The sequence below is a fragment of the Tepidimonas fonticaldi genome (assembly GCF_007556755.1).
Lineage (GTDB): Bacteria > Pseudomonadota > Gammaproteobacteria > Burkholderiales > Burkholderiaceae_C > Tepidimonas > Tepidimonas fonticaldi.
In genome coordinates this window covers 15,909-31,011 of the sequence record NZ_VJOO01000029.1, presented here as the reverse complement: position 1 = coordinate 31,011, position 15,103 = coordinate 15,909, and the positions used below count along the sequence as shown (strand labels likewise).

12 protein-coding genes and 2 pseudogenes are annotated in these 15,103 nt (G+C 67.3%); 7 read left to right on the top strand and 7 right to left on the bottom strand.

What is annotated here, in order from left to right:
- From Tfont_RS14580 to Tfont_RS12000, 5 genes and pseudogenes are all read left to right on the top strand, one after another.
- Nucleotides 1-563: pseudogene (locus Tfont_RS14580) on the top strand (hypothetical protein); the annotation flags it as partial.
- Nucleotides 564-566: 3 nt separating this feature from the next.
- Entirely contained in the window at nucleotides 567-2,039 is a 1,473-nt protein-coding gene (locus Tfont_RS12015; protein WP_143969623.1) for a DUF3375 domain-containing protein, read from the top strand.
- Between the two features lie 24 nt (nucleotides 2,040-2,063).
- Nucleotides 2,064-2,753 carry a DUF4194 domain-containing protein gene (locus Tfont_RS12010; protein WP_143969622.1) on the top strand — a complete coding sequence of 230 codons (690 nt, stop codon included), beginning with the start codon at nucleotides 2,064-2,066 and terminating at the stop codon, nucleotides 2,751-2,753.
- A complete protein-coding gene (locus Tfont_RS12005) occupies nucleotides 2,746-6,147 on the top strand; it encodes an ATP-binding protein (protein WP_143969621.1) in 3,402 nt (1,133 codons plus the stop codon). Before Tfont_RS12010 ends, Tfont_RS12005 begins: the two co-directional genes overlap by 8 nt.
- Nucleotides 6,144-7,367 (top strand): DUF3322 domain-containing protein, encoded by a 1,224-nt coding sequence (locus Tfont_RS12000; protein WP_143969620.1) that lies wholly within the window; start codon nucleotides 6,144-6,146, stop codon nucleotides 7,365-7,367. The genes Tfont_RS12005 and Tfont_RS12000 overlap by 4 nt, the downstream gene beginning before the upstream one ends.
- 126 nt (nucleotides 7,368-7,493) lie before the next feature.
- Here the strand turns inward: Tfont_RS12000 and Tfont_RS11995 are convergent, their stop codons facing one another.
- The 7 genes and pseudogenes from Tfont_RS11995 to Tfont_RS11965 all read right to left on the bottom strand — a co-directional run bounded on the left by Tfont_RS11995 (nucleotide 7,494) and on the right by Tfont_RS11965 (nucleotide 14,013).
- Nucleotides 7,494-8,378, bottom strand: a complete 885-nt coding sequence (locus Tfont_RS11995; RefSeq protein ID WP_143969619.1) for a sugar phosphate isomerase/epimerase family protein — start codon at nucleotides 8,376-8,378, stop codon at nucleotides 7,494-7,496.
- A gap of 8 nt (nucleotides 8,379-8,386) precedes the next feature.
- Nucleotides 8,387-9,289: a VOC family protein gene (locus Tfont_RS11990; protein ID WP_143969618.1), complete on the bottom strand. Its 903-nt coding sequence runs from the start codon at nucleotides 9,287-9,289 to the stop codon at nucleotides 8,387-8,389.
- A 12-nt stretch (nucleotides 9,290-9,301) separates the two neighbouring features.
- Nucleotides 9,302-10,189 carry a shikimate dehydrogenase gene (locus Tfont_RS11985; RefSeq protein WP_143969626.1) on the bottom strand — a complete coding sequence of 296 codons (888 nt, stop codon included), beginning with the start codon at nucleotides 10,187-10,189 and terminating at the stop codon, nucleotides 9,302-9,304.
- 40 nt (nucleotides 10,190-10,229) lie between these two features.
- Nucleotides 10,230-11,242 (bottom strand): annotated as a pseudogene (locus Tfont_RS11980) (TRAP transporter substrate-binding protein).
- Between the two features lie 41 nt (nucleotides 11,243-11,283).
- Nucleotides 11,284-12,564, bottom strand: coding sequence for a TRAP transporter large permease (locus tag Tfont_RS11975; protein WP_143969617.1), 1,281 nt, complete (start codon nucleotides 12,562-12,564; stop codon nucleotides 11,284-11,286).
- A gap of 12 nt (nucleotides 12,565-12,576) precedes the next feature.
- Nucleotides 12,577-13,149, bottom strand: coding sequence for a TRAP transporter small permease (locus tag Tfont_RS11970; protein WP_143969616.1), 573 nt, complete (start codon nucleotides 13,147-13,149; stop codon nucleotides 12,577-12,579).
- Between the two features lie 180 nt (nucleotides 13,150-13,329).
- Nucleotides 13,330-14,013, bottom strand: coding sequence for a TetR/AcrR family transcriptional regulator (locus Tfont_RS11965; protein ID WP_143969615.1), 684 nt, complete (start codon nucleotides 14,011-14,013; stop codon nucleotides 13,330-13,332).
- Nucleotides 14,014-14,166: 153 nt separating this feature from the next.
- Here Tfont_RS11965 and Tfont_RS11960 point away from each other — a divergent pair, with 153 nt between their 5' ends.
- Entirely contained in the window at nucleotides 14,167-14,739 is a 573-nt protein-coding gene (locus Tfont_RS11960) for a hypothetical protein (RefSeq protein ID WP_143969614.1), read from the top strand.
- Nucleotides 14,736-15,083 carry an ArsC family reductase gene (locus Tfont_RS11955; protein ID WP_143969613.1) on the top strand — a complete coding sequence of 116 codons (348 nt, stop codon included), beginning with the start codon at nucleotides 14,736-14,738 and terminating at the stop codon, nucleotides 15,081-15,083. The genes Tfont_RS11960 and Tfont_RS11955 overlap by 4 nt, the downstream gene beginning before the upstream one ends.
- Nucleotides 15,084-15,103: the final 20 nt, after the last annotated feature.

Here is a 15,103-nt window from a genome sequence, read left to right as displayed (position 1 = left end):
AAGGAGTGGAAATCGGCGATGAACCAGTTCGCGATACTATACGGCGACCGCTTCACCCTCGCACCACGCTGAACGACACGAGGACAGATTCAGAAACCGCCCCACACACAAAAAACAGGACATCCCCGACAGGGTTAGAGCACGTTGCTCCCCGCTACCTTTGCCGCTCGCGGCGGCATTGGTATGCGCAGGAGCGACGCGCCGCCGCCCCCATCGTCTGCACCTACATCGGCCGGAGTGACCATGACGGCAGGCCATTCCGGTTCTTGCTAAACCACAGCAAGGCCATCGCTACGAATGTCTATTTGATGCTCTATCCACTGCCGCCGCTTGTCGAACAACTCCGTCGTAACCCAGATGTGTTGCGCATCCAGTGGCAGCAACTCAACGCTATGACCCGAGAAACGCTCTTGGGGCACGGCAGGGTTTATGGAGGCGGAATGCATAAATTGGAGCCCAAAGAACTGGCCAACATCCCGGCAGACACTCTTGCAGCAGTAGCCGGGCTTGCAGAGAAGCATGGCAACCGTCAGTTGGAGTTGGCAGGAATGTTCTCTCAATAGGCCATGGACCACGCCACGCTCGCCGCCTTACGCGACCGCCACCCCGCCTGGCGGCTTCTGGCTTCGCCGCACGCGCCGCTGGTGGCGAGCTTCCTGCACCGGGTGTTCGTGGCGCCCAACGTGCGCGTGATGAGCGAGGCCGATCTGGCCGAAGCGCTGGAGGACGAGCTTTACTCTTTACGCGAGCAACTGGGGACAGAAGCCTACCCTAAAGCGGCGCGGGAGTATCTCAACGACTGGGCCGCGCCCGACAAGGGCTGGCTGCGCAAGTTCTACAAGCCAGGCACGGACGAGGCGCAGTTCGACCTGACGCCGGCCACCGAGAAGGCCATCGCCTGGCTGGTGTCGCTCACCGAGCGGCCCTTCGTCGGCACCGAGTCGCGTCTGCTCACGCTGTTCGCGCTGCTGGAGCAGATCAGCGCCGGCACCGAGGCCGACCCGAGCAAGCGCGTGGCCGACCTGCGCGCCAAGCGCGACGCGCTGGACGCCGAAATCGCCCGCGTGCTGGCGGGCGACGTGCCGCTGCTGGACGATACGGCGGTGAAAGACCGCTTCTTGCAGTTCCAGCAACTGGCGCGCGAGCTCTTGGCCGACTTCCGCGAGGTGGAGCACAACTTTCGCCAGCTCGACCGCAAGGTGCGCGAGAAGATCGCGTTGTGGGAAGGCGCCAAGGGTGCGCTGCTCGACGAGATCATGGGCGAGCGCGATGCCATCGGCGATTCCGACCAGGGGCGAAGCTTTCGCGCGTTCTGGGACTTCCTCATGTCCAGCCGGCGACAGGAGGAGCTCTCCGAGCGGCTCGATCAGGTGCTCCAGCTTCCCGCCGTGGCGGCGCTGAATCCCGAGCCGCGCACCCGCCGCGTGCATCACGACTGGCTGGAGGCCGGCGAGCACACGCAGCGCACGGTGGCGATGCTCTCGCAGCAGTTGCGCCGCTTCCTCGACGACCGGGCCTTTCTGGAGAACCGCCGCATCCTGGATCTGTTGCGCAGCATCGAGACCCAGGCGCTGGCCCTGCGCGATACCGCCCCCGTCGGTACGGTGATGCATATCGACGCGATGGGGGCCGACATCGAACTGCCGCTGGAGCGGCCCTTGTTCACCCCGAGCCTGAAGCCGCGTCTGGCCGATCTCGCCGTGCTGGCCGGTGATGACGATGTCGACACCGCACGCCTGTTCGATCAGATCGTCGTGGACAAAGCCCGCCTGCGCGCCACGGTGCAAGCCGCGCTGCGCCATCGCCCGCAGGTGACCCTGCGCGAACTGGTGGAGGCCGAGCCGCTGCGCCAGGGCCTGGCCGAGCTGGTGGCCTACCTGGAGCTGGCCCATGCTACCGATGGCAGTGAGACAGCGAACGGTTGGCGAGTCGTGGTGGACGATAGCCATCCCGAGACGATTCGCTGGCAGAGCACCGATGCTGCGGGCCACGCCGTGATGCGCGCGGCACGCCTGCCGCGTGTGATCTTCACGCGCTGATGTCCGCCGCAGGGAATGAGGAACATGAACGAAGCGCTCGATGACGACGGCCCGATGGACACGCCGCCCGGCGTGCCAGCCGCGGTGCCCGAGCTGTCGCAGCTCATGGTGCAGTTGCTCAAGGGCGTGCTGTATCGCGAAGATGACGAGCGCTTGTGGGCCAGCCTGCTGCGCCTGCAGGCGCGGGTGCGCGAACAGGCCGCGGTGCTGCTGCTCGATCTGGTGCTGGACGAGGCCGAGGGCTATGCCTTTTTGAAGAGCCGCCCGGACGCCGACGAAGCGGAGGGCGCGCCACGCCTGCCGCGGCTGGTGGCACGCCGGCCGCTGTCTTACTCGGTGAGCCTGATGCTGGCCTTGCTGCGCAAGCGCCTGGCCGAGTTCGATGCGGGTGGCGGTGACACGCGCCTGGTGCTCGCGCGCGAGGACATCGCCGAGATGATGCGGGTGTTCCTGCCCGAGGGCCCCAACGAGGCCCGGCTGATGGACCAGGTGGACGCGACGATCACCAAAGTGGTGGATCTGGGCTTCCTGCGCCGGCTCAAGCCCGCGGCAGGCAGCGCGCAAGACCCGGGCCGCTATGAAGTGCGGCGCATTCTCAAGGCTTTTGTGGATGCGCAGTGGCTGGCCGACTTCGATGCGCGGCTGGAGGTTTACCGCACGGCGCTGTCGGGCGGCGCGGGTCTTGGTGCCCGTCAGGAGAAGGCCGATGCTTGAGGCACCGACGCTCGGGCTGGACTTCGTCGCCGACGACAGCCGGGTGGGCTTTCGGCTCGACCGGCTGGAGGTGCTCAACTGGGGCACCTTCGACCAGCGCGTCTGGCGGCTGGCGCTGGCCGGACGCAATGGCCTGCTGACCGGCGACATTGGCTCGGGCAAGTCTACGCTGGTGGATGCCATCACCACCCTGCTCGTGCCAGCACATCGCGTGGCCTACAACAAGGCCGCCGGGGCGGATGCGCGCGAGCGCTCCTTGCGCTCTTACGTGCTCGGCCACTACAAGAGCGAGCGCAACGAGGTGACCGGCACGGCCAAGCCTGTGGCGCTGCGCGATGCGTCGAGCTACTCGGTCATCCTCGGCGTCTTCCGCAACGAGGGCTACGATCAGGCCGTGACGCTGGCCCAGGTGTTCTGGCTGAAGGACCCGCAGGGCCAGCCGGCGCGCCTGTTCGTGACCGCCGAGCGGGCGCTGGCCATCGCCGAGGACTTCAGCGGCTTCGGCAGCGACATCGGCGCCCTGCGCAAGAAGCTGCGCGGCGCCGGCTGCGAGCTGTTCGACAGCTTCCCGCCCTATGGCGCCTGGTTCCGCCGACGCTTCGGCATCGAGCATGAACAGGCCCTTGAACTGTTCCACCAGACCGTCTCGATGAAGTCGGTGGGCAATCTCACCGACTTCGTGCGCAGCCACATGCTCGAGCCCTTCGACTCGGGGCAACGCATCGAGGCGCTGATCCGCCATTTCGACGATCTGGACCGGGCGCATCAGGCGGTGCTCAAGGCCAAGCGGCAGGTGGAGATGCTCACGCCCTTGATCGAGGATGGCCATCGTCATCAGTCGCTGGCCGCCGAGATTCAGGGCTTGCGGGAGGCGCGCGATCAGCTGCGACCGTATTTCGCCAAGCTCAAGGGCGAGCTGCTGGACCGCCGCCTTGACCTGCTGGCGCAGGATGCAACCAGGCTGGATGCGCAGATCGAGCGTCTCGACGCCCAGCGCGAAGCCGAGCGCATCGAGGTCGGCCGTCTGGAACGCGCCCTGCGCGACAACGGCGGCGATCGCCTGGAGGAACTGGCAGCAGAGATTCGCCGTCTTGAGCAGGACAAGGCGCAACGCAAGCAACGCGCCGACCGCTATCGCGACTTGCTGGCGCGCATCGACGAGACGGCGCCGGGGGATGAAGCCGGCTTCCTCGCTCAACAGCAAAGCATTGCCCAGCGTGCCGAAGACTTGCGCGAGCGCATCGCCGACTTGGACAACCGCGAGCGCGAGGAGGACTTCGCGTTTCGCAAGGGCCGCGAAGAGCACGCGGCCTTGTCCGACGAGATCGACAGTCTCCAGCGTCGCAAGAGCAACATCGACGCCGCCCAAGCTCGCATTCGCGAGGCGTTGTGCGCGGCGTTGGGCATCGGCGAGGACGAGTTGCCTTTCGCGGGCGAACTTATCCAGGTGCGTGACGACCAGCGCGATTGGGAAGGCGCCGCCGAGCGGCTGCTGCGCGGCTTTGGTCTTGCTCTGCTGGTGCCGGATGCGCACTACCAGGCCGTGGCGGACTGGGTGGACCGCCAACATCTCGGCGCCCGACTGGTGTACTTCCATGTACGGCAAAGGAAGGGGGCGCAAGGCGGGATGCTGCATCCGCAGTCGCTGGTGAGAAAGCTCCAAATCAAGCCGGACTCGCCGCTCTACGAGTGGCTGGAGCAGGAACTCAAAAACCGCTTTGACTTCGCCTGCTGCGACACCGGAGAGCAGTTTCGCCGTGAGGCGCGCGCCATCACGCGCGCAGGGCAAATCAAGGACCCGAGCGGTCGCCACGAGAAGGACGACCGCAGCCGGATCGACGACCGCAGCCGCTACGTGCTCGGCTGGAGCAACGCCGACAAGCTGCGGGCCTTGCGTGACCAGCGGGAGCGGCTGGAGGCAAGGCTCGCCACACTTGGGCAGCGCCTGGGCGAGATCCAGCAAGCGCGCAACGAGCTGCGGGGGCGGCTGGAGGCACTGAGCAAGCTGGAAGAGTTCACGCGCTTTGCCGAAATAGACTGGATGAGCCCGGCGCGCCAGATCGCGCTGCTCGCCGAGGAGCGCGTGCGGCTTGAAGCCGCATCCAACACGCTGCAAGAGCTGGGGCGCCAGCTCAAAGCGGCGCAAGGCCGGCTCGCGGAAACGGAACGCAAGCGCGACGAGGCCCGAGACAAACGCGCTGAGGTCGCAACCAAGCATGCGACGGCGCAGGAACTGCGGAATCAGACGGTCCACATTTGGAACGACTCGCCGCTGACGGAGGAGCAGATCGAGCACCTGGATGGATATCGTTCGAAGGCGCTGGGCGAGCATCAACTGTCGGTCGAGTCTTGCGACAACCGCGAGCAGGAGGTGCGCCAACGGCTGCAGCAGCACATCGACGCCGAGGACAAGCGCCTGGCGCGGCTCACCGAGCGCATCGTCAATGCCATGCGCGGTTTCAAGGAGGAGTTCAAGGCCGAGACCGTCGAGATGGACGTTGCACTGGCGGCGCTGCCGGAATACGAGCGGATGCTCGACGGCTTGAAGCGCGATGACCTGCCGCGATTCGAGGTGCGCTTCAAGGAGCTATTGAACGTCAACACGATCAACGAGATCGCCAATTTCAACGCCCAGCTCGCCCGCGAGCGCGAGACGATCAAGGAGCGCGTCGATTTCATCAACCAGTCGCTTGAGGCCATCGACTACAACCCCGGCCGGTACATCAAGCTGGTGGCCCAGCCCAGCCCGGATGCGGAGATCCGCGACTTCCAGCAGGATTTGCGGGCGTGCACCGAGGGCGCGATGACGGGCTCGGCCGACGAACAGTATTCGGAAGCCAAATTCCTGCAGGTCAAGGCCATCATCGACCGCTTCCGAGGTCGTGAAGGGCTGTCGGACGCCGACCGGCGCTGGGCCGCCAAGGTCACCGACGTACGCAACTGGTTCCTGTTCTCGGCCAGCGAGCGCTGGCGCGCCGACGGGGCCGAGCACGAGCACTATTCGGACTCGGGCGGCAAGTCGGGCGGTCAGAAGGAGAAGCTGGCCTACACCGTGCTGGCCGCGAGCCTGGCCTACCAATTCGGGCTGGAGTGGGGCGCCGTTCGTTCGCGGTCGTTCCGCTTCGTCGTGATCGACGAGGCTTTCGGGCGCGGATCGGACGAGTCGGCGCAGTACGGGTTGCGCTTGTTCCAGCAGCTCAACCTGCAGCTGTTGATCGTCACGCCGCTGCAGAAGATCCACATCATCGAACCCTTCGTGGCCAGCGTCGGCTTCGTGCACAACGAGGGCGGACGCGACTCGCGGCTGCGCTGCCTGTCGATCGAGGAGTACCGGGCTCAGAAAGCGGAAGGCATGGCCGAAGCCAGGGCCGCCGGAGACCGCGCGGCACCATGAGCTGGACCACGCCAGCCGATCTGCGCGCTCAGGTCCAGCGCTTGTGGGACCGGGGTGACTTACTGCGGGCCACAGTGACGGACGCCGTTTCGTGGCCCCTGCGCCTGAACGTGAAGGTCCCCGCGGCTTCCGACCTGTCCGATCGATTCGAGGCCGTTCGTGAATGGGTGCGTGCCATCGCCGATACCCCTCAGGTCCGAATCGAATGGCGCGAGTGGAACCACCGCGTCCAAGGGACGCAGCGGCTTCCTGTGGCCGTCTGGCTCGACACCCTGCAGGACGCCTTGGCCTTCATCGGCAAGGTTCGGCAAGCGCAGCGGTTCGCGGCGCTCTGGCAGCAGACGGCCGCCACCCAGCCTGTGTTGCTGGCCTGGTTGTCTCGGCGGCCGCTGCAGGCGCTGGCCTTGGCCGACCGCTGGGAGCGTCTGCTGGCCGTCGTCGCATGGCTGCAGGCCCATCCTCGACCGGCCGTGTACCTGCGCCAGGTCGACGTACCTGGGGTGGACAGCAAGTTCATCGAGGCCCACCGAGGCGTCTTGGCCGAGCTGCTGGACCTGGCTCTGCCACCCGAAGTCATCGAGCTTGACGCGACCGGCGTCGCGCAGTTCGCGCGCCGATTTGGCTTCCTCGACAAGCCCGTCCGGATTCGGTTTCGTCTGCTCGACCCATCGCTGCCCAGCCTTCCGGGCTGCCTATCCTCACCGCAGAGCCTGCCCGACATCACGCTGGACGCCGCGAGCTTCGCGGCGTTGACGCTACCGGCCCGGCGCGTCTTCATCACCGAGAACGAGACCAACTTCCTCGCCTTCCCGCCGGCTGCGGGTGCCATCGTCGTCTTCGGTGCAGGCTACGGTTGGGAACCGCTAGCGCGCGCCTCGTGGCTGCATCGATGCGAGTTGCACTACTGGGGCGACATCGACACCCACGGCTTCGCCATCCTCGACCATCTGCGTGGTTACTTTCCGCACGCGGCGTCCTTCCTCATGGACCGTGAGACTCTCCTTGCCCACCGCCTGCACTGGGGCGAGGAGCCCGACCCTGCGCGCCACGACCTGGCGCGTCTCACGGCCGAGGAGACGGCGGTCTATGACGACCTCCGATTCGATCGCCACCAGCCCCGGCTGCGTCTGGAGCAGGAGCGCGTGGGGTTCGGCTGGTTGCGCGATCGACTGGCGTGTATCCCCTCGGGAGCCCCCGTGGCCCCGTTCCCTCGCTCGTAAGCTCGGGAGCCGCTTTTCCGTTGGGTAAACTACCCGCCACCAAGACATCAGGGCCGGCAGATCGTGCATCTGCCGGCCCTTTTCGTTTCTGGGTACGACTATCTTGACCCAGCAGACCTGAGCCGGTCAGGCCGGGCCGCGCAGGCGCAACCGGTTGGGCAGGGGCGTGGAGCGGCGCAGCACATCCTCGGCGAGCCATACGGCCGAGCGGCGCGCGCGCTGTGCGACGGTGGGCAGGGGTAGTTGCTGATAGTCGTCGTTGAAGACCTCGAAGCTGTAGTCGCCTCGGTAGCCCAGGCGGTCCAGCCGCGCGACGATCTCGGCCAGGGCGCCGGTGTGGACGCCTTCGCCGGGAAACACCCGGAAGTGCCGCGCGGTGGTCATGCGCTCCTCGAAGCTGCGCACCTCGTTCCACAGGAAGTCGGAGAGCTGCACCAGGAAGATCTTGCGCGCGTCGATTTCATCGAGTGCGTCGAGCGGAGTCTTCGCCGCCAGGAGGTGGTACGAGTCGATGGCCAGGCCCAGGTTGGCACGGTCGGCTCGGCACACCACGTCCCAGGCCGTGGTGTACTCGTTGATGTGGCGCCCCCAGGACAGGCCTTCGTAGGCCACCTTGATGCCCAGCGGCACGGCCAGCGTGGCCAGCTTGCGCAGGTCGCGCGCCAGATCGTCCGGGTCGGCGCTGGCGTGCTGCGAGGTGGACGAGCACGCCAGCAGCACCTTCGCGCCCAGCGCGTGGCACACCTCGAGCATGCCTTTGGCAATGTCGACCTTGTAGTCGTGCAGGTGGCCCGACAGGCCCTCGAAGTCGCGCAACACCTGAAAGCCCGTCACGCGCAGCCCACTGGCCTGGACATCCTGCACGGCCGCACGCCAGCCCTCGGGATGCCCCACCAGATCACGTGCCGACAGCATGATCTGACCAAAACCGGCTTCGCGCACGGCGCGCAACTTGGCGCGCAGGTCGCCGGCCAGGGTGATGGTGTCCATGCCGAAGTCGTCGATGTGCATGGTGGGCCTCATGAGGCGGGGAGCGGATGGTGCACGAGTTCGAAGGCCACGCTGCCCAGCAGCGTCTGCGTCAGGGCGCCGCGGTCCTCGGTGTGCACGCTGCTGGATTCGATGAAGGCCATGCCGCGGCGCGTGAGTTCACGCACGGCCTGGCGCACGTCGGGGGTGCCGAAGGCCACACGGTGCAGGGTCTCGTCCGGGTCGACCTCCACCGCGTCCAGCTCGGGCTCGATGAGCTGAAGGTAGAACTGCCCGCAGGGGCTGGCCAGCACGCGCCCTCGTGGCAGGATCCCGAAGCGGGTGTCGTCGGGCAGCGCCGAGAAGCCGAAGAGTTCGGCATAGAACTCGGTCCAGTCGTCCAGCCGGTCCAGACCGACGTACTGCACCACACCGAACCAGTGCAGGCCTGCCACGGCGGGCGGATGGCGGTCCACCGTGGGGATGGGCACGAAGTCGACGTCGTAGATCGAGAATTCGCGGTAGCGATCGACGAGGTACAGGCGGCTGCGGCCCGCGCCATGCAGGGCCGGAATGTGCAGCTCCATGGGATGGGGCTGTGCCGGCACGGGCCAGCCGCCCCGCTGGATGGCGCGGCGCCAGGCCGCGCCGGCATCGCGCACGCGCAGCGCAATGGCAGCGATCTCGGGCATGTCGCCGGGCTGCACGGCCTCGGGCAGGCCCTCGGCGTGGGCGTTGATGACGATGTTCATCGAACCCTGGCGGTACAGCAACACCTCCCGCGAGCGATGCCTGGCGATGGGCCGGAAGCCCATCGTCTCCAGCACCTGTCCCAAGGCCTGAGGCCGACGCGTGGCGAACTCGATGAACTCGATCCCGTCCAGACCCAACGGATTGGGCGGCTCGTCGATGGCTTCGCGGTTACGCAGGCTCGAACTGGCGGATGCAATCATGCCGATTTCCTTTCAGCCACCGGGACGCTGGGCCACGAGACGCCGGAAGTGTGCTTCCATGCGATGCGCGTCGGGCGTCAGGCCGGTGAAGAGCTCGAAGGCGCCCACGGCCTGACCGACGGCCATGCCCCCGCCGTCCACGGTGGGGCAGCCGATGCGTCGGGCCGCCTTGAGCAGCTCCGTCTCGAGCGGGAAATAGACGACCTCGGCCACCCACAGCGTGGGTCGCAAGAGTTCGGCCGGCAGCGGCAGGCCAGGCAGCTTGTCCATGCCGGTGGGGGTGGCATGCACGAGGCCGCTGGCTCGTTGCAAGGCGCGCGCGATGTCGGCGTCGGCGCGGGTGCGGCCGGCGCCGTGGCCGGCGTTGAGCGTGTCGGCCAGGGCCTGGGCGCGGGCGGGTTCACGGTCCACCAGCACCAGCCGTGTCGCACCCAGGCGCAATACCGTGTGAGCGATGGCGGCGCCCGCTCCGCCGGTGCCCAGCAACACCACTTCGGACAGGTCGGCGGCCGGCAGCGCGCGGCGAAACCCCCAGGCCCAGCCCGTGCCGTCGGTGTTGTGGCCCACCAGCCGGCCGTTGCGGCACACCACGGTGTTCACCGCCCCCATCACGCGGGCCTCGTCCGACAACTCGTCCAGCAGCGGGATCACTGCCTGCTTGCACGGGTAGGTGATGTTCAGGCCCGCAAAGCCCATGGTGCGCACGGCCTGGATGAGCCCGGGCAGGGCCTCGACGCCTGCGCCTGTGCGGTCGAGGTCGATGAGCTGGTAGTGCAGCCGGAGGCCATGGTGGCGGGCTTCCTCCTCATGCATCGCCGGCGTGAGTGAGCGCTGGATGCCCGCGCCGATGAGGCCGACGAGCACCTTGCGATCGCCGGCATGGACCGTGTGCACGGGCATCTCCACGAGGGTGTGGACCGAGGTCACGACGATCCTTTCCTTACCTGCGTACCTTGGCCAGCTCGGCGTTGAGCGCCGCCACGGTGTCGGCGCCCACACTCTGGGTGTGCTTGTCGATGACGGGCTTGACCTTTTCGCGGAAGCGCCCCAGCTCCGCCGCGGACAGCTCGGTGACCTGCATGCCGGCCTTGCGAAGGTTTTCCAGTGCCACGCCGGCCTGCTGGCGTGACAGTTCACGCTGGAAGCGCGTGGCCTCGGCGGCTGCCTCGTTGAAGATGCGCCGCTCGTCGGCGCTCAGACTGTCCCACAGGCGCTTGCTCACCAGCAGGGCCTGGGGGTTGTACACATGGCGGGTGAGCGTCAGGTGCTTCTGAACCTCATGGAACTTCGAGGCGTAGATGGTCGTCTCCGGGTTCTCCTGCCCATCGATGGCCTTCTGCTCCAGTGCGGTGTATACCTCGGGGAAGGGCATGGGCGTGGCGTTCGCCCCCAGCGCGTTGAACAGGTCGATGTAGATCGGCGACTGGATCACGCGGATCTTCAGCCCGGCGATGTCCTCGACCTTGGCCACCGGACGGCGGTTGTTGGTGAGGTTGCGGAAGCCCAGGTCCCAGTAGCCCAGCCCGACGAGGTTCTTCTCCTCCAGCTTGGCCAGCAGGCTCTTGCCGAAGGGGCCGTCGGTCACGGCGTCGGCCTCCTGCGGCGTGGCGAAGAGGAAGGGGAAGTCGAAGACCGCAAACTCCCTCACCTGGGCCGTGAGGATGCCGGCATTGAGCACCGTCATCTCGACCGTGCCGCCCTGCAGGGCTGACACCGTCTGCAGGTCGCCGCCCAGCGTGCCGCCGGGGAAGAGACGCACGGTTATCTTTCGGCCCGACTTCTGGGCGACTAGGTCGGCGAACTTTTGAGCCCCTTCGGCCTGCGGGTGGCCCTTCTGGTTCTGGAGGCGAACTTGATGGTGCGCTCCTTGACGTCCTGAGCCAGGGCGGTCGTCACGGGCATCAGTGTGGCCAGGCTCAGGCACAGTGCGCGGGTCAGGGTCCTGAATGTCATGGGGTGTCTCCTTGGGGGATGGGGGAGGGAAGGGGGCGGCATCAGCCGCCGAACCAGCGGGCCGGGACGGTGACGATCGACGGGAACAGCACCAGCAGGAAGAGCACGGCGGTCTGCGCGGCCATGAAGGGCAGCACGCCGCGGGTGACCTCGTCGAGCTTCATGCGGCCCACGCCGGACACCACGTTGAGCACCGTGCCCACCGGCGGCGTGAGCAGGCCGATGGCATTGACGATGATGAACAGCACACCGAAGTACACGGGGTCGATGCCTGCGGCCTTCGCCACCGGCATCAGCACCGGCGTGAGGATCAGGATGGTGGGCGTCATGTCCATGGCCGTGCCCACCACCATCACCAGCACCAGGATGGCCACCATGAGCAGCGTAGGGCGATCGATGAAGGGCTCGAGCAGGTCGATGACCATCGACGGCAGGTCCGCCACGGTGATCAGCCAGGCGCTGACCATCGCCGCCGCCACCAGGAACATGATCACGGCGCTGGTCCGCGAGGCTGCGACGAAGATCGGGTAGAGCTGGCGCAGCGAGAGCTCGCGATAGATCACCGTCGAGACGAACAACGCATAGACCGCCGCCACCACCGCTGCTTCGGTGGGCGTGAACACGCCCAGGCGCAGCCCCACCAGGATGATGACCGGCAGCATCAACGCCCACAGAGATTCGCGCAGCGCCACGCCGATCTCGCGTGCCGACTTGCGGGGCGGCGGTTCGATCTTGTCCTTGCGCACCAGCCACCACCAAGTGAACCACAGCGCCGCGCCCAGCAGCAGGCCCGGCACGATGCCGGCCATGAAGAGCTTGGCGATGGACACGTTGGCCGCCACGCCGAAGATCACGAAGCCGATGCTGGGCGGGATGACCGGGCCGATGATGCCGGCCGAGGCGATCAGGCCGCCCGAGGTGGCCTTGTCGTGCCCGGCCTTGACCATCATCGGCAGCAGCAAGGCCGTGAGCGCGGCGGCATCGGCCACCGCCGAGCCCGACAGCGCCGCCATCAGGCAGGCGGCCATCACCGCCACATAGCCCAGGCCGCCCTTGACATGGCCGACCAGGGCCAGGGCCAGGTTGACGAGGCGCTGCGACAGGCCGCCGACGTTCATGATCTCGCCGGCCAGCATGAAGAAGGGGACGGCCAGCAGCGGAAAGCTGTCGGCACCGTTGATGAGGTTTTGCGCGAGGATCTGCGCGTCGAAGAGGTCGAGGTGCCACATCATCGCCACCCCGCTGGCCAGCAGGGCAAAGGCGATGGGCACACCCAGCGCCATTGCGCCGAGCAGCGACAGAAGGAAGACGGCCACGGTCATCGAAGGGCTCCTTCAGCGCGCGCGGGGGGTGGTGGCCGCACCGGGAGGATCGGCCGTGTGCAGGGCCTGGAGCTGCGCAAGGTCCTCGGACTCCGCCACCTGCACCAGGTCGGCATCGGTGAGCTGGCCGCGCAGGGCCTTGAGGAGATCGAGCGCCAGCAGTGCGGCGGCCGACACGGCAAACACCACGCCGGGGGCGTAGAACCAGCCCATCGACAGGCCGGTGACAGGGGCTTGCACATCCCAGTTGATGCGCAGTTGCTGCCAGCTCCCGTCGAAGATCAGCCAGCAGATGGCGATCATCAGCCCGTGGCCCAGCACCAGACTGGCTTTCTTGCCGGCCCGGTGGAGCAGGGCCACGACGATGTCGGTGCCCAGGTGGCCCTTGTCCTTCAGTGCGACGATGGCGCCCAGGAAGGTCACCCACACGAACAGCCAGCGCGACAGTTCCTCGGACACGGTGATGCCGGAGTTGAAGGCGTAACGCAGCACCACGTTGCCGAACACGAGCAACACCATCACGGCCAGGAAGGTGGCGATCAGGCCGTCGAGCACACGGCAGCAGCGATCGATGAGTCGGTTCACCCGCGGTTCTCCTTGGGGGTCTTGGCCCGCAGCGCAGGCGCCCGGCCGGAGGAGGTGGCGCCCGACCAGACAAAGATCGGGCACAAGCCATGATCTGATAATATACGAACTGGTTAGTTTTTCACTAGATACTTTCCCGCAACCCCAGACCGCGCGGCCGCTCGGTGCCCGGGCGCCTGTCTACTTCCGGACGTAGCGGACGATGAGGTCGACGATGCTGGCTCGCCGGGCGGCCAGGGCCTCGGGTGAGGCCATGTCGCGCTTGAAGATCAGCGAGAAGGTGTGCCGGTTGGACACATTGAAGAAGCACAGCGCGCTGATCGACATGTGCAGATCCACCGGGTCGAGGTCGTCGCGGAAGACCCCGGTCGCACAGCCGCGCTCGTAGACCGTGCGCACGGCGTCGATGGCCGGCACGTTGAGCTGCTGGATCGTCTGGGACTGCGCCAGGAATTCGCCGCGGTGGATGTTCTCGTTCATCACCAGCCGGATGAAGTCTGGGTTGGCGTTCTGGTAGTCGAACGTGAAGGCCACCAAGGTGCGCAAGGCCTCCTCGGGGGGCAGATCTTCCAGGTGCAATTCGCTCTCGATGTGGCGGATGCGGCGGTAGGCATCCTCCAGCACGGCGATGTACAGGCCTTCCTTGCTGCCGAAGTAGTAGTAGATCATCCGCTTGCTGGTGCGCGTGAGTTCGGCGATCTCGTCGATGCGTGCGCCCGTCAGCCCCTTGGCCGCAAACTCCCGGGTGGCCACCTCCAGGATGTCCTGCATGGTGCGCTCCGGGTCGTTCGTGCGGGGGGCGGCGGCCGGCTTGCGGGCCGGCTTCGATGAGGCCAAAGCGGGTGCGCGGACCATTTCGTTCATGAGGGTGCGACGGGGCATGGGCGATGGGCGGAGGCTGAGGTGTCATGATTATCGATGGCCCTGACACATCGGCACGGGCCGGAACCGTCGTACGGCGGGGTCGTCCAACGAAAACCCGTGTCTGCCTGCTCGTCAACCCACCGGATGTGCATGATGAACCTTCACCCCGTTCCCGCCGCCTGGGCGCGGCGCACCGCCGCCGGCCTGGGGCTGGCGCTTGTCGGCGTGCTGGCCGGCTGTGCGTCGGGCTACGGCCCCGGCCCGCTGGGCCCCGGCGCCGGCGAGGCCGAGGTGCGCGCCCGCATGGGGCCGCCCACCGGCGAGCATCTCGGGCCCGATGGCCTGCGCCGGCTGGAGTACGCCCGTGGCCCCTATGGGCGACACACCTACATGGCCGACCTCGACGCCCAGGGGCGCGTGAGGCGATGGACCCAGGTCCTGGCGGAGTCGCACTTCAATGCGCTGCCCACCGGCCTCACCCGCGCCGAGCTGCTGTACCGGCTGGGTCGCCCATCGGAGGAACGGCGCATCCCGCGCCGCAACGAGATCGTCTGGTCGTACCGCTACGAATCGCCCTTCTGCCAGTGGTTCCAGGTGAGTCTGGACGCCTCCACGCAGAGGGTCACGGAAACCGGGTATGGTGTCGATCCCCTGTGTGACGCCGACGAGGAGGCGCGCCTGTCCCTTCGCGGCGGCCCGTCGGCACGGATCCTGAACGGACGATGATCAAGCTCTACGGCATTCCCAACTGCGACACCGTGAAGAAGGCGCGGCGCTGGCTCGATGAGCACGGCGTGGCCTATGAGTTCCATGACTTCAAGAAGCTGGGCGTTCCCCAGGACCGACTGGAGCATTGGCTGGCCGCCGTCGGCGCCGAGCGCCTGCTGAACCGCCAGGGCACGACCTGGCGCCGGCTCGACGCCGCGGCCCAGTCACAGGCGCTCGAGGCGGCCGGCGCCCGCGCGCTGATGCTCGCGCAGCCCAGCGTGATCAGGCGCCCCGTCGTCGAGGCCGGCGCGCGCGTGCTGGTGGGCTTCGACGCAGCAGCCTACGCCAGCCTCACGCGCTGACATGCGCAATGCGGCGCCCG